The 21,537-nt window shown below is 42.9% G+C and carries 27 protein-coding genes; 14 read left to right on the top strand and 13 right to left on the bottom strand.

Features of this window, described 5'->3' with window-relative positions; translation table 11 throughout:
• The first annotated feature begins 43 nt into the window (after positions 1-43).
• The gene (locus F6K53_RS28795) at positions 44-184 is read left to right on the top strand and encodes a hypothetical protein (RefSeq protein ID WP_293021435.1); all 141 of its coding nucleotides are present in this window, start codon (positions 44-46) and stop codon (positions 182-184) included.
• Between the two features lie 54 nt (positions 185-238).
• On the opposite strand, the gene F6K53_RS28790 is transcribed toward F6K53_RS28795, so the two are convergent.
• A complete protein-coding gene (locus F6K53_RS28790; RefSeq protein ID WP_293021433.1) occupies positions 239-1,621 on the bottom strand; it encodes an AAA-like domain-containing protein in 1,383 nt (460 codons plus the stop codon).
• Between the two features lie 766 nt (positions 1,622-2,387).
• Positions 2,388-2,621 (bottom strand): hypothetical protein, encoded by a 234-nt coding sequence (locus F6K53_RS28785; protein ID WP_293021431.1) that lies wholly within the window; start codon positions 2,619-2,621, stop codon positions 2,388-2,390.
• Between the two features lie 194 nt (positions 2,622-2,815).
• Here F6K53_RS28785 and F6K53_RS28780 point away from each other — a divergent pair, with 194 nt between their 5' ends.
• Together F6K53_RS28780 and F6K53_RS28775 are read left to right on the top strand one after the other, a co-directional pair.
• On the top strand, positions 2,816-2,959 hold the full coding sequence (locus F6K53_RS28780; RefSeq protein ID WP_293021429.1) for a hypothetical protein: 144 nt from the start codon (positions 2,816-2,818) through the stop codon (positions 2,957-2,959).
• The gene (locus tag F6K53_RS28775; protein ID WP_293021427.1) at positions 2,907-3,173 is read left to right on the top strand and encodes a hypothetical protein; all 267 of its coding nucleotides are present in this window, start codon (positions 2,907-2,909) and stop codon (positions 3,171-3,173) included. Before F6K53_RS28780 ends, F6K53_RS28775 begins: the two co-directional genes overlap by 53 nt.
• 30 nt (positions 3,174-3,203) lie before the next feature.
• Here the strand turns inward: F6K53_RS28775 and F6K53_RS28770 are convergent, their stop codons facing one another.
• On the bottom strand, positions 3,204-3,350 hold the full coding sequence (locus F6K53_RS28770; RefSeq protein ID WP_293021425.1) for a hypothetical protein: 147 nt from the start codon (positions 3,348-3,350) through the stop codon (positions 3,204-3,206).
• A gap of 38 nt (positions 3,351-3,388) precedes the next feature.
• On the opposite strand from F6K53_RS28770, the gene F6K53_RS28765 reads away from it, so the two are divergent.
• Together F6K53_RS28765 and F6K53_RS28760 are read left to right on the top strand one after the other, a co-directional pair.
• Positions 3,389-3,766, top strand: coding sequence for a hypothetical protein (locus F6K53_RS28765; protein WP_293021423.1), 378 nt, complete (start codon positions 3,389-3,391; stop codon positions 3,764-3,766).
• Positions 3,663-3,980: a hypothetical protein gene (locus F6K53_RS28760; RefSeq protein WP_293021422.1), complete on the top strand. Its 318-nt coding sequence runs from the start codon at positions 3,663-3,665 to the stop codon at positions 3,978-3,980. The genes F6K53_RS28765 and F6K53_RS28760 overlap by 104 nt, the downstream gene beginning before the upstream one ends.
• Here F6K53_RS28760 and F6K53_RS28755 read toward each other — a convergent pair.
• The 3 genes from F6K53_RS28755 to F6K53_RS28745 all read right to left on the bottom strand — a co-directional run bounded on the left by F6K53_RS28755 (position 3,904) and on the right by F6K53_RS28745 (position 6,988).
• Positions 3,904-4,434, bottom strand: a complete 531-nt coding sequence (locus tag F6K53_RS28755; RefSeq protein WP_293021420.1) for a gamma-glutamylcyclotransferase — start codon at positions 4,432-4,434, stop codon at positions 3,904-3,906. The two genes, F6K53_RS28760 and F6K53_RS28755, sit on opposite strands and share 77 nt — an antisense overlap.
• Positions 4,435-4,743: 309 nt before the next feature.
• Positions 4,744-6,381 carry a 2-isopropylmalate synthase gene (locus F6K53_RS28750; RefSeq protein ID WP_293021418.1) on the bottom strand — a complete coding sequence of 546 codons (1,638 nt, stop codon included), beginning with the start codon at positions 6,379-6,381 and terminating at the stop codon, positions 4,744-4,746.
• Between the two features lie 88 nt (positions 6,382-6,469).
• Positions 6,470-6,988 carry an NYN domain-containing protein gene (locus F6K53_RS28745; protein ID WP_044495347.1) on the bottom strand — a complete coding sequence of 173 codons (519 nt, stop codon included), beginning with the start codon at positions 6,986-6,988 and terminating at the stop codon, positions 6,470-6,472.
• A gap of 209 nt (positions 6,989-7,197) precedes the next feature.
• Here F6K53_RS28745 and F6K53_RS28740 point away from each other — a divergent pair, with 209 nt between their 5' ends.
• A complete protein-coding gene (locus F6K53_RS28740; RefSeq protein ID WP_293021415.1) occupies positions 7,198-7,398 on the top strand; it encodes a hypothetical protein in 201 nt (66 codons plus the stop codon).
• Positions 7,399-7,566: 168 nt separating this feature from the next.
• Here the strand turns inward: F6K53_RS28740 and F6K53_RS28735 are convergent, their stop codons facing one another.
• The 3 genes from F6K53_RS28735 to petN form a co-directional block, all read right to left on the bottom strand.
• Entirely contained in the window at positions 7,567-8,388 is an 822-nt protein-coding gene (locus F6K53_RS28735; protein WP_293021414.1) for a sulfurtransferase, read from the bottom strand.
• Between the two features lie 196 nt (positions 8,389-8,584).
• Positions 8,585-8,719: a hypothetical protein gene (locus F6K53_RS28730; RefSeq protein WP_267872114.1), complete on the bottom strand. Its 135-nt coding sequence runs from the start codon at positions 8,717-8,719 to the stop codon at positions 8,585-8,587.
• A 7-nt stretch (positions 8,720-8,726) separates the two neighbouring features.
• Positions 8,727-8,816, bottom strand: a complete 90-nt coding sequence (gene petN, locus F6K53_RS28725) for a cytochrome b6-f complex subunit PetN (protein ID WP_010871354.1) — start codon at positions 8,814-8,816, stop codon at positions 8,727-8,729.
• A gap of 338 nt (positions 8,817-9,154) precedes the next feature.
• Between petN and F6K53_RS28720 the strand changes: the two genes are divergently transcribed.
• The gene (locus tag F6K53_RS28720; protein ID WP_293069533.1) at positions 9,155-10,387 is read left to right on the top strand and encodes an RtcB family protein; all 1,233 of its coding nucleotides are present in this window, start codon (positions 9,155-9,157) and stop codon (positions 10,385-10,387) included.
• Positions 10,388-10,733: 346 nt separating this feature from the next.
• Positions 10,734-11,375, top strand: coding sequence for an RtcB family protein (locus tag F6K53_RS28715; protein ID WP_364304733.1), 642 nt, complete (start codon positions 10,734-10,736; stop codon positions 11,373-11,375).
• A 339-nt stretch (positions 11,376-11,714) separates the two neighbouring features.
• Here F6K53_RS28715 and F6K53_RS28710 read toward each other — a convergent pair whose 3' ends face one another.
• Positions 11,715-12,449, bottom strand: coding sequence for a hypothetical protein (locus tag F6K53_RS28710; protein ID WP_293083021.1), 735 nt, complete (start codon positions 12,447-12,449; stop codon positions 11,715-11,717).
• 205 nt (positions 12,450-12,654) lie between these two features.
• On the opposite strand from F6K53_RS28710, the gene F6K53_RS28705 reads away from it, so the two are divergent.
• Positions 12,655-12,777, top strand: a complete 123-nt coding sequence (locus tag F6K53_RS28705) for a hypothetical protein (protein ID WP_293029767.1) — start codon at positions 12,655-12,657, stop codon at positions 12,775-12,777.
• A gap of 705 nt (positions 12,778-13,482) precedes the next feature.
• On the opposite strand, the gene F6K53_RS28700 is transcribed toward F6K53_RS28705, so the two are convergent.
• Positions 13,483-14,145: a TVP38/TMEM64 family protein gene (locus F6K53_RS28700; RefSeq protein WP_293029771.1), complete on the bottom strand. Its 663-nt coding sequence runs from the start codon at positions 14,143-14,145 to the stop codon at positions 13,483-13,485.
• Between the two features lie 131 nt (positions 14,146-14,276).
• Complete coding sequence (locus tag F6K53_RS28695; protein ID WP_293071980.1) at positions 14,277-14,975, bottom strand: TVP38/TMEM64 family protein; 699 nt, start codon at positions 14,973-14,975, stop codon at positions 14,277-14,279.
• 494 nt (positions 14,976-15,469) lie between these two features.
• Here F6K53_RS28695 and F6K53_RS28690 point away from each other — a divergent pair, with 494 nt between their 5' ends.
• A complete protein-coding gene (locus tag F6K53_RS28690) occupies positions 15,470-15,601 on the top strand; it encodes a hypothetical protein (protein ID WP_293071979.1) in 132 nt (43 codons plus the stop codon).
• A 350-nt stretch (positions 15,602-15,951) separates the two neighbouring features.
• Here the strand turns inward: F6K53_RS28690 and F6K53_RS28685 are convergent, their stop codons facing one another.
• Positions 15,952-16,254, bottom strand: a complete 303-nt coding sequence (locus F6K53_RS28685; RefSeq protein WP_293071978.1) for a hypothetical protein — start codon at positions 16,252-16,254, stop codon at positions 15,952-15,954.
• Between the two features lie 105 nt (positions 16,255-16,359).
• Between F6K53_RS28685 and F6K53_RS28680 the strand changes: the two genes are divergently transcribed.
• From F6K53_RS28680 to F6K53_RS28665, 4 genes are all read left to right on the top strand, one after another.
• Entirely contained in the window at positions 16,360-17,538 is a 1,179-nt protein-coding gene (locus tag F6K53_RS28680; RefSeq protein ID WP_293083018.1) for a mechanosensitive ion channel domain-containing protein, read from the top strand.
• A gap of 26 nt (positions 17,539-17,564) precedes the next feature.
• Entirely contained in the window at positions 17,565-17,771 is a 207-nt protein-coding gene (locus F6K53_RS28675) for a hypothetical protein (protein WP_293071976.1), read from the top strand.
• 317 nt (positions 17,772-18,088) lie between these two features.
• Positions 18,089-19,297 carry a mechanosensitive ion channel domain-containing protein gene (locus tag F6K53_RS28670; RefSeq protein WP_293071975.1) on the top strand — a complete coding sequence of 403 codons (1,209 nt, stop codon included), beginning with the start codon at positions 18,089-18,091 and terminating at the stop codon, positions 19,295-19,297.
• Between the two features lie 880 nt (positions 19,298-20,177).
• Positions 20,178-21,329 (top strand): mechanosensitive ion channel domain-containing protein, encoded by a 1,152-nt coding sequence (locus tag F6K53_RS28665; protein WP_293083016.1) that lies wholly within the window; start codon positions 20,178-20,180, stop codon positions 21,327-21,329.
• Positions 21,330-21,537 lie beyond the last annotated feature (208 nt).

The following is a 21,537-nucleotide window of genomic DNA, read 5'->3' as shown; positions in this document are numbered from 1 at the left end:
GTGGGGAGTGTGGGGAGTGTGGGGAGTGTGGGGAGATGGGGAGATGGGGAGATGGGGAGAGAGAAGAAGTAGTTTTCAAGAATTTGGTATAGTTAAAGATAGTTTTGCTCATTGTTATCGAAATTATTGCTATGTTGATAATAATGATATTACCCGATTCCCAATTCTAACTTCTAACTTCTAACTTCTAACTTCTAACTTCTAACTTCCCTACTCCCTACTCCCTACTCCCTACTCCCTACTCCCTTTTCCCTAAAATGCGATCGCTAAAATAGAGACGATACAAATTAGATATCAAACTACAATCATTGCCATAGCGTTGCACCAGACCCATACTTTCCAACTTGCGAGTGATAGTAGCATCCAGGCGCACCGGTTTAGTTGTACTAACTAATAATTTAACAGCCTCCAGCAATTCCGGATGCTCTTGAATACTAGTTAAGAGTTGACGGAGATGACTGCCATAAATTCCCGCTTCTGTGGGGGCATTAGCCAAAAGGGTATCCAGTGTGTTGTCTGCTGCTTGGTGATTTTTGAGATAATCAAAGGCTTGGGACAATAAATCAGGATGTCCCCCCACCATTGCCATCAGTTGCGTTACTGAATCCCCAGACAAATTCAAGCCATAAGCCTGGGCAAAGCTCGTAACCTGCTGCTCAGTAAACTCTAGTAAATCTATCTGTAATCCCACATTAAACGGCGATTGATCGGTAGGTAAGGTAACGTAAACTTCCGTGGCATAAACCACAATCAACCGTAGTTTTTTCCAAATCTCTTTACTCTTAGCATCTTCATGCCAACTACGCAGCAACGTCAGAAACCCTTCAGCAATCTCTTGATGAGAAAAGACTTGCTCTACTTCATCCAAACACAAAACTACCGGACTATCTAAAGACTTTAATAAATACTGCTCTAAGTATCGTTTGCAGTTTACCTTGCTGGGTAAACGCTTTTTCCAATAACTGTCTAACTGATCCGACAATCCTAAGTTGTCAGACAGTCGTACACAAAACGATTGTAAAAAGCTATCCAAATTAGTGAAAGGTAGCTCATTCATATTTAAATAAACCTGAGCATAACTCTGTTTTTCACCATGGGCGATAATCTGCTGAATCAGTAAGGTTTTGCCCATTCGTTTCGGTGCTTTAATCCGAATTAACGCTCCCGGTTTAACAATTTCCTGATAACAACGAGCCTCAACAGGTGGGCGCTCAATATATATCTCTTGAGTTGCTCTAGAGGATAACCCGCACTCGTTTAATACTTGATCAGCCACTAACTCTGGCTTATAGGTATTAACGATTTCCACTAACTCACAACGACAATTATAACCGTTAGCTTCAATATTAAAGTTTTCATAAATTTTAGAAATATGCTTTCTTACGGTAGATGGATCATTGACCTTTAGCACCTTGTCTCTGATTGCTTCATCTGTCTTGCCACCAACCACCGCCTCCAACACTTGTCGTCTTCTCCAGGGCATGGTGTTGAATTTTTCCTCGAAGGCTTCTTTACTAATCATAAGCGATCGCTTTTGTAAATGTTCGTAGGGTGCGTTAGGGACTGGGGAGCCATTATTGTATTGGTAGCCAGTGTTAGGACAATCCGTCCCGTAACGCACCACCGTGTCAAACAGTAAAAATGTGCCGTAGGTAGTACTATAGTTAGTTTAGAGTATTATTTATTAGTTGAGCGAGATTGAGACAAGAAGTTCACAAATTTTGTTTATCTGTGAAAAAATAATCACAACGATCGTCTTAGAGCTTCACCCATCTGAAGTGCCATGAAGTCACCTGAAGTTTTTTCCACACTGAATGCATCTCATTTTTGCTATTTGACTCGGTGGTGCGTTACGGGGCGGACTGTTTCAACCAGAAAGAGGCGGAAAATCAGGGCTAGCCCGCCCCTAACGCACCCTACGCAACACATACTAATAAAAAAAAATCGGTCAAAGTTTGGTTAACCAATGCTTGACCGAATTCTAATATATAAACCACTACACATAAAGCTTAGCTTATCAGCTTAAGCGCTACGCGCACGCTACGCGAACAGCTTATCAGCTATCAGTTTATGGGTTAGGTCACAGGCTATAGGATGCATATCAATTTTGTTAATCCCTGATTCAGATCCCCCATTATCCCCCTTAATAAGGGGGACTTTTCAATCTAATTCCCCCCTTTTTTAAGGGGGGTTAGGGGGGATCTATGTACCTAATTACAAAGTTGAGATGCTCCCCAGCCTAGAAGCCTGTGCCACAACACTGACTACTTACCATTTACCTCAGCAACTGATTCAAAACAACAACATCCTAACTCAGTAAACTAACCTCCACAAAACAAGTTTAAATCATGGTCGCCAGGGGGTCAAAACCCTGGCAAATTACTATCCTAGTCTACGTAAAAATAGCGAATCAAAAAAGTCATAATCTCATCAGGCTTCCCCGTAGGTTCCGGAGTGCTCCACTCGTTGGGATAGGCGTATTTAAGGCCATAAAGGGCAATAATTGTCTTCCAAACTTTTTCAGGAGAACCGGTCAAGATCAGCTTGACTTTCTTAGGTTTGCGACCAGGGTTTTCTGGGGTGTTCTTGTCATCGGAGTTAGGTGGAATGTTCTTGGTCATGAATCGTGACTCCTGTAAATGGCTTATATTATTAATATATTTATAAATTAATATATTGTCAAGGAATTTAGAATTTTTTTTATTATTAAATATGGAGATGATGGTAAGATAAACTAGTTTTTATTTGTCTATTTTTTTGGTATAATTAATCTAATAATTAAGCTTAAGCGCTACGCGCACGCTACTATTGCCTATTGCCTATTGCCTGCTCCCTACTCCCTACTCCCTACTCCCTACTCCCTAAAATCGAAGACTTTATACTTAAACTAATTGAAAACTGCTGTAATGAAACAAACCCACTATCTAACCACAACCGTTCAACAAGGCAACCGCCTTGAGATTTCCCTTCCAAATTTACCGGTAGGAGAAACCATAGAAGTTATTTTAATCGTACCTGAAATCGCACAAAATCATTCAATGGAACGCCAAGCTTTTCAACAACTTACCCTAGAAGAACGTCGTCGCATTTTAGCCCAACAAGCAGAAGCCATGAAAGACTATTATCAAGAAAATCAAGAATGGAAAGATTGGATAAATTTTGATAACGAGTAAATCTATATTTTTTAATTCGGTTAGTATAGATTACTGGGTTTTAGGGAACAGGGAACAGGGAATAGGGAATAGGGAATAGAAAAAAAAATCTGTGTATCTGATAGGTAAGCATTCAGTATTCAGCTTTTGAAGAATACCTGTTTTATTCAAAAGTTCCGTAGCTTCCCCATAGCGCATTAGCTGATATAGCAGTCGAAGCAAAACTTAATCGTAAGGTGGGCAGTAATAATACCAATTCCAAAGCTTACCATCGGGATGATACTTACTGCCCACCCTACATCTACTACTCTGTTTTTTTGATAAAATTAATCGTAAGGTGGGCAGTAATAATACCAATTCCAAAGCTTACCATCGGGATGATACTTACTGCCCACCCTACATCTTTTTCCCTATTCCCTATTCCCTACTCCCTACTCCCTACTCCCTACTCCCTATTCCCTTTGCTAAAGGTGGGCAGTAATAATACCAATTCCAAAGCTTACCATCGGGATGATACTTACTGCCCACCCTACATCTTTTTCCCTATTCCCTATTCCCTACTCCCTACTCCCTACTCCCTACTCCCTATTCCCTTTGCTAAAGGTGGGCAGTAATAATACCAATTCCAAAGCTTACCATCGGGATGATACTTACTGCCCACCCTACATCTTTTTCCCTGTTCCCTATTCCCTATTCCCTACTCCCTACTCCCTACTCCCTACTCCCTACTCCCTACTTCAAATAGCAATCCTCAGCTCGCTTTTAGTTGCAACTGGTGCATATGATCAAACAACTTCCAGCAATACTCCTCAGATATCCCACAGGTAACAGCACCCCGAAGTACCACATCGAAATACCAATCATTAGGAGCCATTTCCCGGTCTAACTTATTCACCACCACATAAGTCCGAACGCCCTGATACAACTTATTTTGACAGTGGACATTTACCATTTCCTGTCGGTAGAGACCGCGAGGCACACCTTCCCGCAGATCCAAAGCTTCACTCACCCGCCAAGGTAAATGATACAACACTCCTTCAACCCTTGAGCCAGGAGTTTTCACCACATCCAGCGTGCCACAATTACGACTTGGAGATTTGTTGTAAAAACCAATATGATAATCCTTAAGGGTAGCAGTACCAATCACAAAATTATGGGTATCTTCCCCAAGCGATCGCTTTAAATCTACTGGACACATACAAGAGCCATAAGCAAAATAGTAAAAGCCTGACTCTGTGTGAAGTTGGTGTTTTCTGTGAGTGTTTAGCTGGGCAGCTGACATACGCAATCCTAATTCCTAACTTATATCTGAATCTTGGCAAATAAAACCTTATTCTATCGAACAGTCGAGTAGTGGGGAGTGTCAAAAAAAACATTTCAGCAAAAAGAAATCCCACCGTTTCAAGCAGTGGGACAATTATTGAAAGGCAAACTATGGAGAGGTTTACCCTTTAGATATTAGATATAGCGTTTCTAGGAATTATGAGGTACACTTATCAAGTTCAAAGTCCCCCTTGATAAGGGAAACGGGGGATCTCTTTGTACCTCACCAAATTGCAAACCGCTATATTGATTCCATACCAATTTGAGATCAGACCCCTGCTCGAGAACCTATCGATAACTCAGGATCATTACCCAACTTCCCGTTCTGCATTGCTGAATACAGTCGGTTAAGCGCATTCACATACGCCTGTGCTGAAGCCACAATAATATCCGTACTGGCAGCATAACCCGAATAGACCCGTTCATTGTGCTGCAAACGAATAGTCACTTCCCCAAGAGCATCAATTCCTCCCGTTACCGATTGCACCGAAAACTCAATCAGTTTATTAGGCAATTTCACCACCCGATTCACCACCCGATTAATGGCCTTGTACACCGCATCCACCGGACCAGTACCAATAGCAGCATCACTAAGTTCTTTACCTGTAGGTGTTCGCAGCGTAATCGTAGCCGTAGGACTACCATGATCCCCACAGGAAACCTGCACCAACTCTAAGTGAAACACTTCCGGTGCCTGGTAAACTTCATCATTAACAATAGCTTCTAAATCCCAATCCGTAATCTCCTTCTTCTTATCCGCCACCTCTTTAAACCGAACAAACGCCTTATTCAAGTCATTGTCCGACAAATCATAGCCCAACTCCTTGAGGCGAGAACGGAAAGCATTGCGACCGGATAGTTTACCCAGTACAATTTGATTTTCCTTTAACCCAATCGACTCCGCATCCATAATTTCATAGGTCAGCTTGTGCTTAAGGACCCCATCCTGGTGAATACCAGACTCATGAGCAAAAGCATTCGAGCCCACGATCGCCTTATTCGGTTGTACCAACATCCCCGTAAGACTCGAAACCAGGCGGGATGTCTTGTAAATCTGACGAGTATCAATAATGCTTAGGGGTTCCTTCGACTCTGGGGGGCGTCCGAAGAAAGGATTAAAATACTGACGGCGGACATGTAATGCCATTACCAACTCTTCCAAAGCCGCATTACCAGCCCGTTCTCCAATACCATTAATCGTGCATTCCAATTGCCTGGCTCCATTTTTCACTGCTTCCAGGAAGTTAGCCACTGCCAGACCTAAATCATTATGACCATGGACAGAAATAATTGCCCGGTCAATATTGGGAACATTTTCCTTAATCCCACGAATCAAGCCACCAAATTCGCTTGGGGTAGTGTAACCTACAGTATCAGGAATATTAACCGTAGTCGCCCCCGCATCGATTACCCGTTCCAGGACTTCGTAGAGATACTCGGGATCGCTGCGCCCTGCATCCTCCGGGGAAAATTCCACATCATCCACAAAAGACTTCGCATAAGCCACCATTTCTGGCGCAATCTCTAACACTTCCTTTCTAGTCTTCTTCAGTTTGTACTCCAGATGAATATCCGAAGTGGCAATGAAAGTGTGAATACGGGCATTAGCTGCCGGTTTGAGGGCATTCGCCGCCGCTTTGATATCATCACGACTTGCCCGTGCTAGACCACAAATAGTTGGTCCAGATTCTATGCCCACAGCTTCAGAAATTTTTTGCACCGCCTCAAAATCCCCAGGACTAGCGTAGGGAAAGCCTGCTTCAATCACATCAACTCTCAATCGTGCCAGTTGGTGAGCAATAATCAGCTTCTCATCCACATTGAGGGTTGCTCCAGGAGATTGTTCCCCATCCCGGAGGGTAGTGTCGAAAATGATAATGCGCTCTGATTGAGGTTGCTGGTTCATAACTAACTCGATTGGTTGATAGTCAGTGATTTGAAGGAAACGGTCGTCAGCCAACTAGACAGAAAGTTTGCTTTGTTTATAATTATAACTATGAATCAATTTTTTCAATTTGATCACGGACATCATTTAGATCAATATAACGGTCAGTGGCATTCCTCAGTTCCCTAGCAATCATCCCTTCTGTGGAAACCACCGTAATATGGGTATTTTTAGAGCGGAGTAATTCAATGGCTCTTTCAAAATCCCCATCTCCACTAAACAAGATCACTTTGTCATACTGTTCGACTGTATTAAACATATCCACAACAATTTCTATATCTAAATTAGCCTTTTGTGAATAGCGACCCGAGTTATCATCATAATATTCCTTTAAAATTTTAGTACGAACCGTGTATCCTAGACTAATTAGAGCATCTCGGAACCCCCGCTGGTCTTGAGGATCTTTGAGTCCTGTGTACCAAAATGCATTAACTAGAGTAATACCAGGCTCATTTTTAAAATAGTCCAAAACTCGCCTAGGATCAAAAAACCACCCATTCTTTTGTTGGGCGTAAAACATATTATTGCCGTCTACAAAAATAGACATACGTTTAAGTGGACAATGCATATTTACTTAAACCTAACAATTTTCTATATAATCTTTAATATAATTTTTTATTCTAGCAGTTTTTAGATAGTAAATTAGTAATTAGTGCTAAGACTTAACTAGTTACTGGTAATTAGTGATGTGATTACTACTGATAGAGATGACTTATATGTACTTACCTAGTGAAAGAGTAAGCAATAGGGGGATAATTTCCTGATTTTGAGGATAGGATGCCAAATTTACCCTCCTCTGTCTTGGTGCGCGTTATAGCAGAAGTCAGAAGTCAGAAGTCAGAAGTCAGAAGTCAGAAGTCAGAAGTCAAACTCTTGCGCTTACTTAGGTTTGAGACTTTTGTCATGTCCGCGCCTGCCCTGGCGACTGCTATACCATGGCGAGGTTCAGGCAGCGCCTTGTCGCACCGCTTCAGTTAAGTCCTAGGGAGAAGGGTAGCAACTCAGATCGAAACAATTAGGAGTATCAAAGTAGTGGTAGTTTAACGGGACTGGCAAGCTTTTGGGCAAGCAACACACCTAAGCTATTGCTTGCTTTGGGTAGTGCCACAGTTTCTCAAAGCAAGCAACGTCAACCGGTGGGTAAAATTATAGATAAGAGCACCAGTCACTCCAACTCCCAGCATAAAGCTTGCCAGTATTAATTCCTGCCAATGCCAGGGAGAAGAGATTTACACAAGCGGTTACACCAGAACCACAATAAACCTGAATTTCTTGTTTGTTCTCCAGCTCAGTCCAGCGCTCTTGTTGGGATGCTAATGGTTGCAAATAACCATTGCTGTCCGTCACACCATGCCAAGGGTAGTTTAGTGCACCGGGAATGTGACCGGCAACAGGGTCAATCGGTTCTCGTTTACCTAAATAGCGATCGCTTTCCCTAGAGTCTACCAACGCCACCTCTGGCAGATCTTTACGTACTTTCACAGTATTAATATCCACTACCAAATCAGAGCGCAACTGCTCTACAAATATGCCTGGTTTTGTGGTAGGCTCTTGATCAGATACTGGATACCCTTGGGAATGCCATCCTGTCCAACCCCCATCCAGCAACGCCACTTGGTCGTGTCCCAAGTAGCGCAGCAGCCACCACAAGCGGGCTGCAAAAGCAGAACGGGAATCATCATAGGCAATCACTAGGGTTTTTCGGAAATTAACACCAATCGCTGCTAATTTCTGGGCTAACTTCCCAGGTTCAGGCAAAGGATGACGACCGCCATGACGCTCTACTGGTCTCGAAAGGTCCTTATTCAAATCGAGATAGTGAGCGCCCGGGATATGGCTAACTTTATACTGTTCATAGCCCAGGTTTGGATCAGATAGAGCAAAACGGCAATCGACAATTACGATGTGGGGATCATCAAGATGATCACTCAGATACTGACCAGAAACTATAAAAGCTTGTTCCGTCATGTGACATCACGGATTATAAATTTTAGTATTGATTTAGGACAAATAAGCTTTAGCGATATCAAGTGAGTCCAAGGATTTACGCTCCTAGGACTCTCTTCAAACAAAACAAATTAACGTTTGCTTGTTTGGTTGAGATATAAGTTGGTAGTGCTTCCTTTAGAGGGATGAAAACCCCCAGCCATCCGCTGTCAGATTTTCATCCCTGTTTATCCCGCTGTTTGCGGCGGCGATCGCGCCACTCAGCAGCAGTTAGATAAATGATTCCTCCGCTGACCACCACTAATAATCCAGCGGCAGCAAAGAACAACATAGTGATTACGGGATTTTCCACGATACTGTTAAAACCCGTTACGACCCCAGACAACCATTGAGATTGACCAAGTGAACAAAACCAGTACAGAAACCCAGCCTAGTGTCAGAATATCCATAGCAATATATAAAAAAATTACTCAATAACTCCAAATCTTATAATAGTTCAATTTGACACAGCCACCTCCTACAGAAGTGGAATTCATTTGGGAATTATCTAGTTATGGGGTTAACCCCCCGGTCTTTCAGCAAAGCTGATCATCCAGAGTCTGGCTAGGTTTCAGGTCAAGAGTATTTTACCTGGACAGGGGGATAGTGTGACACTTACTAAACTGTCCACAGATTCCTTCAAGAAAACTTGTGATGATCACCTGATCCTGAGATTCGACCTTATGGCAATGTTTGTCACAATTTTGTATTATGTTGTAATATATAAAAAAAATAAATAATTATTGTTATGCCTTACGAAAAACTAGACATCTCCACCCCAAAACCGGTGCTGTCTTGGGCGAATCACTCCCTAGCTGCTCAGGAAACCCAAATGGCGAAAAATGTTGCGTCTCTGCCATTTGTGTTTAAGCACGTCGCATTAATGCCAGACGTTCACCTAGGTAAAGGCTCATTAGTTGGCTCTGTAATTGCCACCAAAGATGCCATCCTGCCAGCAGCTGTCGGGGTAGATATTGGTTGTTTTACAGGTGATACCCTCGTTCCCTTGGCTGATGGCAAATCCTACTCACTCCAAGCACTAGCCAGCAGTCAGCGAGAAATTATTGTCTACTCCTGCACACAAACCGGAAAAATCGTCCCGGCTAAGGCTACAGCCAAATTAACCCGCCGTAACCAACTACTCTTAAAGGTCGTTCTCGACAACTCAGAAGAAATTAAATGTACTCCCGATCATCGATTCATGCTCAGGGATGGTAGTTACCGGGAAGCCCGTGACCTCAAACCAGGGACATCCTTGATGCCTTTCTACTCCCAAATCGATAAAGATGGTTACACCTTAATCCAGCAACCCTATTCTGGAAGATGGCAAAAGGCAGATGAGATTATCTCTGCCACTGATATCCCTACCACTGATATCCCTGCCACTGAATGGTTAGAATCTCAATTGTCAGGAAGAGTACCATCTTTTCCAGGTCATAGAACAGTCATTGACCACCATATTGATCACCATATTGATCACCATAACCTTGCTCCTGCCGAGCATCCAAGCTCAAATCTGGTAGGGGGGGCAAATCACAAAGTCGTCAAGATCTTACCACTTCAGGAAAGACAAGATGTCTACTGCCTAACTGTGCCAGAGTATCACAACTTTGCCCTGACCGCTGGTGTGTTTGTTCACAACTGTGGCATGTCTGCCATCAAAACCCCTTTTGTGGCAGAGCAATTGGAGGGCAAGCTCAAGAAGATTCGCTTGGAGATTGAAGCAGCTATTCCCGTTGGCTTTAATGAAAACAAAGATATCGAAAAACCAGTAGTAAACTGGCAAGGCTGGCGTGACTTTAAGGAGCTTCATCCAGGTGTGCAACGGCTAGATGGAAAATCCATGAAACAGCTGGGTTCCCTTGGTGGTGGCAATCATTTCATTGAATTGTGTCTTGATACCGAAAACCAAGTGTGGCTGATGCTACACTCCGGTTCACGGCATATTGGTAATCAGCTAGGTGACATACTCCCACACTGACAAGCGCGGTTCAGTGTGGGCTTCTTACCAACTCCAGCTATTGCTTAGGATACTCGGTAAGCTTTATTAACGATACGGGATGCCCCTCCGCACCGGAACAATACAAAAAGTTCTATTTTTAAACACGCAGGTGGCGGTTAGCTCTTAATTTGTCTTCCCTGCTATTTTTATTATAACGTTTTTCAGGCTGTTTATCAGAGTTCCTGCCCGCGATTCATCCCGGAGATGAAACCTGTTTATTAGGGCAGCCTTAATCATAAAGTTTTAACCCTTTTACGCATAGCCGACCAACCATAAAGGCTGCCCTATTCTTGCGGTAACTTCGTTCCCACACTCATGCTGCGCATTGAGGTGTGGGGCATGTCTAGCGGAGGAAGCTAAAGAATTAGCAAAGCTGGCACATACTCACCTTCCTGACCGAGATTTAGCATACTTTGTCGCAGGAACCCCTGAATTTGCTGCCTACTGGCGGGATTTGCAATGGGCGCAAAACTATGCCCGTTACAATCGCGATATCATGATGGCTCGCTTCAAGCGAATTGTAGAGAAACATCTGGCTGGTGGTAAGTCGTTCAAGCCCTTGTTATCAGTTAACTGCCATCACAACTATGCCGAGAAAGAAGTGCATTTCTCCGAAGAGGTTTATGTTACTCGAAAAGGAGCAGTGCGAGCTCGTACCGACGACTATGGTATCATCCCTGGTTCCATGGGGGCAAAGTCTTTCATTGTTAAGGGTAAAGGCAATCATGACAGCTACTGCAGCTGTGCTCATGGTGCTGGTCGTTTGATGTCTCGCAGCAAAGCAAAAAAGCAGTTCACCGTTGATGATTTAGTTGAGCAAACTAAAGGTGTTGAGTGCCGTAAGGATAAGGACGTTATCGATGAAATCCCAGGTGCTTATAAGCCAATTGATCAAGTGATGGCTAATCAGTCAGATCTAGTTGAGGTAGTGGCAACTCTGAAGCAGGTTGTTTGTGTTAAGGGTTGAAAACTCTCAAAACTGAATCGAATCATTAACTGTTAACCATTACGTAAAAAGCAACAGAAGCATAAACGTTTCTGTTGCATTTTTACTGTTGTCATCTCCCAAAAAAAACAAATATCTACAGACATCAGCCATTTTGGTAAACGTTTATGACTGAGATCTTGCACCATTGTCATTAATCTTAGGGTGGGCAGTGCCTACCAACGCGCTTTGCAAGCTTCATTATCTGTCTGGTGCACTGCCCACCCTACATGAAGCAAGCTTATTGAGAATGGTGCAAGATGTGAGTATTACTCGATTCAACACTTGTGTAGTCCGACACAATTAAAGATTACTGTTCACTTAGGATTTAGAGCGGGATTTTATAGTGAGAATTACCAAATCCCCCTCCCGGTCAACCCTTAAGTGAATCTGATAGTTTTTTTGTTCCGTGATTAATAAATTTTTATGGTTTTCACTAACTTCTTTCAAGCCATAGTTAATCCAATCTATACCATTTTCCCATTCCGGTGATACTACCCTAATGAATAATCCTAAAAGTAAAGCAGCTTGGCTTTCATGAGAGTATTTATAGGGAATTTTAGTGGCGATCGAGGCTTGAGTTATATTGTTAACATTTCCCAGGAGATTAATTAATACTGTGCCCCCCGTATTGTTGCCTATCAAATTAATTTGATTATGAATATTTTCTCCCTGGTTAAAGGTAAAACCAATGGCTTCAAAGCCAGGCTTAATATTGTCTATCCCTATCCCTATCCCTAGTCCAGTTTCTTCATAGTCAGTTATAATAGCTAGCATTAGTTTATTGAGCAGTGAAGCTTTATATACTAGTTGTTCAGAACTAGTTTTAGCAACACTTGATAATGAGTTTTTTGGTTCTGACGTGTCTTTGAACCAACTAATCAGTGATTCTATTGGATTTACAATAATTGTTGATGAATCCGTCAATCGAAAATTGTTGTTTTCGATAAACATGCTGATTACCCCTAAGATAATTACTAGAGAAGGTAACAGGCAAAAAGTAATAATGAACGATTGTCCATTGAACCAATTTTTATAATACTGTTCTTTAGTCATTTCCTGCCAAGCTCAAAGTCGCCAAGGGTGGATATTTTATTAGTAATAGACATAGGTGTGAAAACGATTATGGAAGCGTTACCCCACTTAACCTTAAACCTAATTTCAACGCCTATGTCTAAGGTCGGAGAGACATAGTTATTCGGGTATATATCATCGGTAACTGATAATAGGTAATTGCCAATTTACAATTGAGGATCATACTATGGCTGCTATTAAACACCACTTGTATATCGCAATTACCTATTACCTATTACCTATTACCTATTACCTATTACCTATTACCCATGACCTATTAACAGACACTCATCTCTATCAACATGCATAGAAAATTAGTATTCTGGTTGAGATGTTCTTGGAGTCAATCGCGAAGTTTAATCACACATTGTGAAAATCTTGGGAAGGCTATCCTCAGTATTGTATAGTAAATATCCCCCAAAATGTTAAATTTTGGTGAAAAACACTTGGTGAAAAACACTTTTAGGTGCGCTTTTGGAAAGCGCACCTTAAGTGTCTTGCTATACAAAACGAATGGCAAGCACTCACCTTCGGTCTCACGGGACTTGTGAAAACTTAACGTTTCAAAAATTAAGGTAAAAACTTTAACGAGTAAAGTTTAAGTTAAAAGGAACTACTGACAGAACCTTCCTTTTCCCCTTACCTCAGCGATGCAGCAAGGGAACAGGGGAGGCAGCGCCGCCAAAGGGGGTTCCCCCCATGAGCGACTGCCGTGGTTTCCCCCACTCGCTATTGCATCAAGACAGGGAAAAGATGAGGGGTTACACCCTTCATATTAACAAATATAACAGATTCCCGTAAATCCCTCTCTTATTCTTTACTTGTCTTACGGATACGTTTCAGGAAAAGCCTAGCAAGTCGGGGTAGTTGATCAGAAAATTTTTTACCCTATTGACCCACTGATACCACGTTGCTTTCTTGCCATGGTACTTCCTGGGATTGATAGGGGAGATCGGGAGGATGGGAAAGATGGGAAAATGAGGAGAATGGGACAGGAGAATGGGCAACAGGAAGACTATTTCTTTTTTCGCTTTGCCAACAGTGGCAAGGCAGACAGTATACCTAGGAAACTCAGTGCTAGGAAAAATGGTAAGCGATCGCCTCCTTGCAAAGCTTCCCCTCCAGTTACTCCCAGCCAAGTATAGGCGAGGGTACCAGGAATAATCCCAAAGAAAGTGCCAAGGGTATACTCTACCGAGCCAATCGGGGTTAGACCAAACAGGAAATTCACTACATTAAAAGGAGAAATGGGGGCAAAGCGTACTGCTAAGACAAACATCAGGGGTGTCTGCATCACTGCTTGATTGAAGCTGACCAATGCTTTATGATGCCTGAACTTGTATTCAACCCAATCTCGCAATAGGTAACGCGCTACCCAAAATGCTCCCAATGCCCCCAAGGTTGCTCCGATAACAGACCAGAAGGTACCCCAAACTAAACCAAACACTGTACCACCAGCGATAGTCAGTACTGTGCCAGGAATTCCTAAAACCGTTGCCAGAGCATAAACCAGGATAAATAAACAGATTGCCCAATGGCCTAATTCTTGCAACTGTTGCACTAGGAACCTTTGGTTAAATAAGGCTCTGACAGGAGTCGAGTAACACAATAGGACCAAAATAAATAGCGCGATCGCTAACCAAAGGCTTCGTCTTTTCAGCAATATGTTCAATCTCATCAATCTTCTACCTTAATCACCTTAAATTCTTAGGACTTAGGGTCAGGACTTAGGCAAAACTCGACTTTTATTCGCTTTTATATTCGCCCTGATGGTGTAGGGTCTGTTATTAACACACCCTACAAGCAGAGTTATTGCCTAAGTCTTGATTGTTTCCAAAGTAGGGGGGTGGTAGATAGCACCGCTAATACAACTAGTGCTGCGATCATTTGCCAGGGGGGACTACCGCTGATAGCTTCCAGACCACTGCGACCTAACCAAGCATAAGCAAAGGTAGCCGGGATAATTCCCACTGCGGTGGCTATCACATAGGTGGGTAGAGGAATTGGTGTTAAGCCGAACAAATAGTTAACCGCATTGAATGGAAAAATTGGCGCGAGGCGAATTGAGAGCACAAACCAAAAACCATTTTTCTCAATGCCCTCACTGAGTTGCTCCAAACGAGAGTCCTGAAACTTATACTTAACCCAATCACCAGCAACAAAGCGAGCAATCATAAACGCAGCCGTTGCTCCCAAAGTAGCACCAATCACAGTCCACAAAGTACCCAGCATTAGTCCAAACAGAGCACCAGCCGAAAAGGTTAAAATCGCATCAGGAACAGCTAGTACTGTGGCAACAATATAAATTAAAATGTACCCCAGTGGTCCAAAAATACCCATGCTTTCCTGAAGCCATCTCAGATTTTCCAGCTTCAGCCAAGACCCAACCGGCGTAAATAGCAAAATTAAGGCAGCTGTCACTAGAACTATTGCCCCAATCCCTAACCTGAGTCCTAGCTTTCTCTTGGACTGGGGCAGATTTTGAGATGTCGAGGATGAAAGGTTCATGAGCTGGGGAAAAGGTAATGGGTAATTGGTGATTTTGAAATAGGGTGATTTTGAAATAGGATTAGTTTTGGGCTGACAAACTAATTAGGAATCGAATCCTATCACATACGATATCAATATTGACTATATTTATTGACACAGTATCGGTAGTGTTAACGTCCCAAGAGCAAATTTTTATAGATTGTCAATGGGCATTTTAAACTACTCATTAAGTCCTAGATATTTCCAGTATACATGAATCTATTAAATCCTAGCTTAATGAGTTTTTACTGAGAATAGCCTTAATCAATAACGAGCTAGTTTGGTCAATCAGCGAATCAGTGCAAATCATACAGATAGAAGTTAGGCAAAAGTGCAAAAGTTCCTGATAGCAAGTTGCTTGATGGTGATGTTACTTGCTGAGCACAAGCTCATCCCCCTCATCCCCCTCATATCAAGTCGGGTTGAATACCCATCATAAAAGTGTGGGGCCCCGGAGATGGGGAGATGGGGAGATGGGGAAATGGGGAAATGGGGAGATGGGGAAATGGGGAGATGGGGAGATGGGGAGATGGGGAGATGGGCTAGGCATAGAACAAATCAATAGGGTATTGTTTTCGCCATCTACACAAGAGAATTTAGATTAATTTTAGAAATAGGGTACCCATATCACAAGTAGAACATGCTAGTATTATGTCCGTCTTTACGAGATGACTATAGACTAGTCAGCCTGGGAGGTCTACCACATGATCAAGTTTTAGTTTCAAGTTAAACTAGCCGTTTATAGGTAATTAATTGTTTACAAGTTGGGTTGACAAGTCTGGCCAAGCAGGAGTAACTGGGTTGTCTTGATGCTTGTCTTGATAGAAAGCGCGAGTGGGGGGAAGCCCTTCAGGTCGGCGCACCCGTCGCTATTCGAGATCTCGGCATCAGCTCCTGGCACGACCCTGGAAACTATGGGCAGAAGACCTTTGATTCTACAAGCCCATGGCTCTAATCAACCCAAACTGGGCAGTTGATTGGTTGCAGTTGATTCGCGATCGCTAAACAAACCAATAGCTAGTAATCCTTTGCGGAATTCAACATCCATGTCTTGATGCAGTCGGTATTTCCGCCGTCTTTTACTAGCTAATACTTTTCGGTAAATTCCAGCGTTGATTGACCGAATAGTTTTCCTAAAAACGGATAATAAACGTTTCAAACTGGCTCGTAGGGTGCTGCGGAAACCGCCAATCGCTCTAAATCCTGTTTGCGGACACAATCCCAATTGCATACCCAGCACTATTGGGTAAATTAGCAACTTATAGTAAAATCATTTCACCAATCGACTTGCCATCGACTTGTCATCGACTTGCCATTTAACTAGGCAGAGGTCGATCTCTGCTGTTGCATTTTCGTCGAAACTATGGAAAACATTAAGAGTACATTCAACAATACAATCAACGTAATCAAAGAAAGGATCTTTGATACCGACTTCAAACTCGCCAACATCCCTCTTTCCACGATAGTGATTGTGGTGCTCATCCTCCTCCTCACCCAGATATTGCGAGGCTTGTTCACTGCCATAATCGTTAACAGAATCGAGCGTCTGACTAGCGGTACAGAAACCACCCTAGACGATGAGTTCATTAGGATTCTTCGGCGACCATTAGGCTGGCTAATTTGGCTGGCTGGACTCTGGCTAGTACATCTAGTTGTGGCGACCCATCTTACTCCTGAACAGAATCAGAAAATCCCCGAGATTCTGTTTGTGAGTGCTCTGTTCATTGCCACCTATATTCTTTACCGTGCTGCTCCACTACTGGGAGAGCTTCTAGCCGGATTGGCGGCCAACACTGAAACTGAACTGGACGATTTGTTCGTGCCCTACTTCCCAAGGCTTTTTCAGATCGCAGCAGTGCTGATTGCGGCCATTAAAGCCAGTGAGATTTTGTTGGGGGCATCTGCTGGTGCACTGATCGGTCTACTCGGTGGTGCCGGTGTCGCCTTAGGTTTGTTATTCAAAGACATTATCTATGACTGGTGTTGTACGGTGATTATCTACGCTGATGGTCTCTATAAACCTGGTGACTGGGTAGGAGTGGACGGCGTAAATGGTTTTGTTCAGATCGTCAGTATTGGTCTCAGAAGTACAACACTTCGCCTTACTGAGTGGGGTTCTATCAAAAAAGTTCCCAATTCTAAAATGATTGCTGGCGTTGTGGAAAATTGGTCACAGAAGATTGGCGAGAGATTTGAGTGGGGTATAAATTTAACTCTGAAAATTGATGGCATTTCAGCGGAGCAAACTATCCGAATTTGTCAGGCTCTTGAAGAAAGAATTCCGACTATCGATGGCTTGCACAAGAAAAAAATGTTAGTTTTATTTTCCAAAATTGAAGAGAATGCTCGCGTGATTATAGTTAGGGTATTTGTGATTGATCCCAACCTCTACTATGCTGCCCAGCAATCCTTGAATATAGCCATATTAGAAATCCTGCAGAAAGAGGAGATTGATCACCTGCATATTGAGCTGGAAAAGCAACTTCAAGACTACAAACAGATGAAGGGAAATTTAGTTAGTGAGGTGGTATCTAAATCCTAGCAATGCTTTGAACAAGCGATGCAGCGTTGGCTCCCTTCGAAGCTGCATCGCTTTTAGGTGCGACCCGTGGCGAATTAAATTCGCCACGGGTCGCACCTCAAGAATTTGTACCTGACCGAATTGAAAACCGCTGTATGAGATGCACCCCAGATAGTAAACCTTTCAAACTGGCTCCTAGGGTGCTGCCCAAACGGGCAATTGGTGTCAATCATGTTTATTACATACCTAAGTAGTCGGACAAAAGTAAAATTAACTGTTGAAATAGGGAGCAGGGACTGAGGCCGTGGGCCACGCGGGGCGCGTTCGGAGCTGGGAGCAGACGGACTTTTGGCAACTTTACACAAGTTAATACAGCGATGCAGCAAGGGAACAGGGGGTTTCCCCCACTCGCGCTTTGCATCAAGAAGTGAGGTTTATTTTTGTCGAGGTACTTAGCATGATTCGCTAAATTCGCAACTTATAGTAAAATCATGCTACCAATAGACTTGCCATCGACTTGCCATTTAGCTAGGCACAGGTCGATCTATGTTACTGTATTTTGGTCCAAACGATGGAAAACCTTCAGGGTACATTCAACACTACAATCAACATAATCACAGAAAGGATCTTTGATTCCGACTTCAAGCTCGCCAACATTCCTGTTTCCACGATAGTTATTGTGGTGCTCATCCTCCTCCTTACCCAGATATTGCGAGGCTTGTTCACTTCAATAATCATTCACAGACTCGAGCTGATAACTAGCCGTACAGAAACTACCCTAGACGATGAGTTCATTAGCATTCTTAAGCAACCATTAGGCTGGCTAATTTGGATCGCTGGACTATGGCTAGTCTATCTAGTTGTGGCAAGCCATCTTAGTCCTGAACAGAATCCGAAAATCCTCGAGATTCTCTCTGTGAGCGCTCTGTTCATTGTCACGTATATTCTTTACCGTGCTGCTCCACTATTGGGGGAGCTTCTAGCCGGATTGGCGGCAAACACGGAAACTGAACTCGACGATTTGATAGTCCCCTACTTCCCAAAGCTTTTTCAGATAGCAGCAATCCTGATTGCTGCCAGTAAAGCCAGTGAGATTTTGTTGGGGGCATCTGCTGGTGCACTGATCGGTCTACTGGGTGGCGCAGGTGTCGCCTTAGGTTTGTTATTAAAAGACATTATCTATGACTGGTTTTGTACAGTGGTTATCTATGCTGATGGTCTCTATAGACCCGGTGACTGGGTAAAATTGGACGGAATAAATGGTTTTGTTGAGATACTCAGTATTGGTCTGAGAAGTACAAAGGTTCGTCTTCTTACTGTTGGTGGTACCAAAAAAATTCCCAATTCTAAAATGATTGGTGGAGTTGTGGTCAATTATTGGTCACAGAATCCTGGCGATACGTTGGAGTTGGGAGCAATAAATTTAACTCTGAAAATAGATGGAATTTCAGCGGAGCAAACTACCAGACTTTGTCAGGCTATTAAAGCCAAAATTCCGACTATCGATGGATTGCACAAGCAGAAAATGAAAGTTGTATTGTCCAGCATTGAAGAGAATGCTCGTGTGATTCTAGTTAGGGTATTTGTGATTGATAGAAAACTCTATTTGGCCGCCATGAATGACTTGAACATAGCCATATTAGAAATCATCCAGAAAGAGGAGATTGATCACCTGCATGTTGATCTGAGAAAGGAACTCCAAGACTACAAACAGCTGAAGGAAAATTTAGTTAGTGAGGTTAAGGAAAATTTAGTTACTGAGGTGGCATATAAATCCTAGCAATCCTTTGAACAAGGGATGCAGCGCGGCTGCATCCCTATTCGAGCTCTGGGCATCTGTTCCTGGCAGGACCCTGGAAACTATGGGGACAGGACCTTTGATTCTACAAGCCCATGGCTCTAATCAACCGAACTGGGAAGTTGATTCGCGATCGCTAAACAAACCAATAGCTAGTAATCCTTCGCGGAATTCAACATCCATGTCTTGATGCAGTCGCGAAGGGTGGATCAAGACATGGCATTTTTAGTTTATTGAATCCCTTGCTATTTAAGGGGTAATCGCTCATTTAAACCATTTACTATAATCAGTCTAGGAGAGCCGATCACGTTTCAAACTGGCTCCTAGGGTGCTGCGCAAACGGGCAATTGCTCTAAATCATATTTATTGCATACCTAGCAGGATTCGGTAAATTCCCCACTTATAGCTGAAGTTCCCCCGTTCATTTGTACTACTAGACCAGTTAAAGCCTCTCCCCATAAGGGATAAGCATGATTGGTCCCAAAAATTGTGTACCCATGTTGGTTCTTGAAGTATGTCTGCAATTGGAATATAATCCAACTATAGGCACTGGTCGCATTTTTATTTGAGAACCAAATCGCTTCTTGATGCAGTCGCTCATGGGGGAAACCCCCAAGACCGCGCTGCATCGCTCAAACGCCCTTCAGCTCAACGTTGTGAGCATTATCAATAATACTGTACCCAGTAGCAATAAGTACCGGCAAGCCTAGGAACGCCACAGAGCTTGGGATTGAGGTTTCGAGTAGCTCAAACTTTGGGGGAACTTCAGTTATAGTAAAATCAATCCATCAACAGACTTGCCATCGACTTGCCATTTAGCTAGGCACAGGTTGATCTCTGCTGTTTTATTTTGGTTGAAACCATGGAAAACCTTAAGAGTACATTCAACAATAGAATCAACCTAATCAAAGAAAAGATCTTTGAGTCCGACTTCCAGCTCCCCAACATTCCTGTTACCACGATAGTTATTGTGGTGCTCATCCTCCTCTTCACCCATATATTGCGAGGCTTTTTCACTTCAATAATCATTCACAGACTCGAGGGTCTGACTAGCGGTACAGAAACCACCCTAGACGATGAGTTCATTAGGATTCTTAGGGCACCATTAGGCTGGCTAATTTGGATCGCTGGACTATGGCTAGTACATCTAGTTGTGGCCACCCATCTTACTCCTGAACAGAATCAGAAAATCCCCGAGATTATGTTTGTGAGCATTCTGTTCATTGCCACCTATATTCTTTACCGTGCTGCTCCACTACTGGGGGAGCTTCTAGCCGGATTAGCGGCAAACACTGAAACTGAACTCGACGATTTGTTCGTCCCCTACTTCCCAAAGCTTTTTCAGATCGCAGCAATCGTGATTGCTACCATTAAAGCCAGTGAAATTTTGTTGGGGTCATCTGCCGGTGCACTGATCGGTCTACTGGGTGGCGCAGGTGTCGCCATAGGTTTGTTATTCAAAGACATTGTCTATGACTGGTGTTGTACAGTGATTATCTACGCTGATGGTCTCTATAAACCCGGTGACGTGATAGTATTGGACGGAGTAAGTGGTAGGGTTAAGATACTCAATATTGGTCTGAGAAGTACAAGGCTTCTTATTACTGATTGGGGTTATATCAAAAAACTTCCCAATTCTCAAATGATTTCTGGAATTTTTGCAAATTGGTCAGATAAGACTGGCGAGACAGTTCAGTGGGGCATAAATTTAACTCTGAAAATTGATGGGATTTCGGCCAAGCAAACTAGGCTAATTTGTCAGGCTATTAAAGAAACAATTCCGACTATCGATGCCGTGAACAAGGATAAAATTAAAGTTGTATTTTCCCGCCTTGAACAGAATGCTCGGGTGATTAAAATTCGGGTATTTGTGATTGAGCCCAAGCTCTACTATGATGTCCAGAGCAACTTGAATCTAGCCATATTAGAAATCCTGGAAAACGAGGAGATTAATCAGCTCCATGTTTATATGAGAAAGGAACTTAACTGGTTGCCTGACACCAGTATGAATTAGGAACAATCGTAGGCGTTGCTGAATTAAGGAATGAAGGGCGATTATCTGATTTTATTGCAGCCCCCTAAATCCCCCAACTTTGATACGGCTGGCGAAATTAATATTTGTTTACAAAAGGATGAGCAGATGTGGAAAAGATCCTTTGTTCGTAGTTGGTTTGGGAGTTACAGTTGAAACAATTGTATCAGTTATCAAACTGAGGAGTTGC

It is taken from the genome of Moorena sp. SIO4A1 (assembly GCF_010672065.1).
Lineage (GTDB): Bacteria > Cyanobacteriota > Cyanobacteriia > Cyanobacteriales > Coleofasciculaceae > Moorena.
Note: the sequence above shows the minus strand (reverse complement) of the source record. Positions and strands in the feature narration are given on the sequence as shown.

Excerpts from the sequence above, each read along its gene's own strand:
- F6K53_RS28795 (WP_293021435.1), top strand. The coding sequence starts at position 44 with ATGGGGAGATGGGGAGAGAGAAGAAGTAGTTTTCAAGAATTTGGTATA.
- F6K53_RS28785 (WP_293021431.1), bottom strand. The coding sequence starts at position 2,621 with ATGACCAAGAACATTCCACCTAACTCCGATGACAAGAACACCCCAGAA.
- F6K53_RS28775 (WP_293021427.1), top strand. The coding sequence starts at position 2,907 with ATGAAACAAACCCACTATCTAACCACAACCGTTCAACAAGGCAACCGC.
- F6K53_RS28770 (WP_293021425.1), bottom strand. The coding sequence starts at position 3,350 with ATGCGCTATGGGGAAGCTACGGAACTTTTGAATAAAACAGGTATTCTT.
- F6K53_RS28760 (WP_293021422.1), top strand. The coding sequence starts at position 3,663 with ATGATACTTACTGCCCACCCTACATCTTTTTCCCTATTCCCTATTCCC.
- F6K53_RS28755 (WP_293021420.1), bottom strand. The coding sequence starts at position 4,434 with ATGTCAGCTGCCCAGCTAAACACTCACAGAAAACACCAACTTCACACA.
- F6K53_RS28750 (WP_293021418.1), bottom strand. The coding sequence starts at position 6,381 with ATGAACCAGCAACCTCAATCAGAGCGCATTATCATTTTCGACACTACC.
- F6K53_RS28745 (WP_044495347.1), bottom strand. The coding sequence starts at position 6,988 with ATGCATTGTCCACTTAAACGTATGTCTATTTTTGTAGACGGCAATAAT.
- F6K53_RS28740 (WP_293021415.1), top strand. The coding sequence starts at position 7,198 with ATGCCAAATTTACCCTCCTCTGTCTTGGTGCGCGTTATAGCAGAAGTC.
- F6K53_RS28735 (WP_293021414.1), bottom strand. The coding sequence starts at position 8,388 with ATGACGGAACAAGCTTTTATAGTTTCTGGTCAGTATCTGAGTGATCAT.
- petN (WP_010871354.1), bottom strand. The coding sequence starts at position 8,816 with ATGGATATTCTGACACTAGGCTGGGTTTCTGTACTGGTTTTGTTCACT.
- F6K53_RS28720 (WP_293069533.1), top strand. The coding sequence starts at position 9,155 with ATGCCTTACGAAAAACTAGACATCTCCACCCCAAAACCGGTGCTGTCT.
- F6K53_RS28710 (WP_293083021.1), bottom strand. The coding sequence starts at position 12,449 with ATGACTAAAGAACAGTATTATAAAAATTGGTTCAATGGACAATCGTTC.
- F6K53_RS28705 (WP_293029767.1), top strand. The coding sequence starts at position 12,655 with ATGGCTGCTATTAAACACCACTTGTATATCGCAATTACCTATTACCTA.
- F6K53_RS28700 (WP_293029771.1), bottom strand. The coding sequence starts at position 14,145 with ATGAGATTGAACATATTGCTGAAAAGACGAAGCCTTTGGTTAGCGATC.
- F6K53_RS28695 (WP_293071980.1), bottom strand. The coding sequence starts at position 14,975 with ATGAACCTTTCATCCTCGACATCTCAAAATCTGCCCCAGTCCAAGAGA.
- F6K53_RS28690 (WP_293071979.1), top strand. The coding sequence starts at position 15,470 with ATGGGGAAATGGGGAAATGGGGAGATGGGGAAATGGGGAGATGGGGAG.
- F6K53_RS28680 (WP_293083018.1), top strand. The coding sequence starts at position 16,360 with ATGGAAAACATTAAGAGTACATTCAACAATACAATCAACGTAATCAAA.
- F6K53_RS28670 (WP_293071975.1), top strand. The coding sequence starts at position 18,089 with ATGGAAAACCTTCAGGGTACATTCAACACTACAATCAACATAATCACA.
- F6K53_RS28665 (WP_293083016.1), top strand. The coding sequence starts at position 20,178 with ATGGAAAACCTTAAGAGTACATTCAACAATAGAATCAACCTAATCAAA.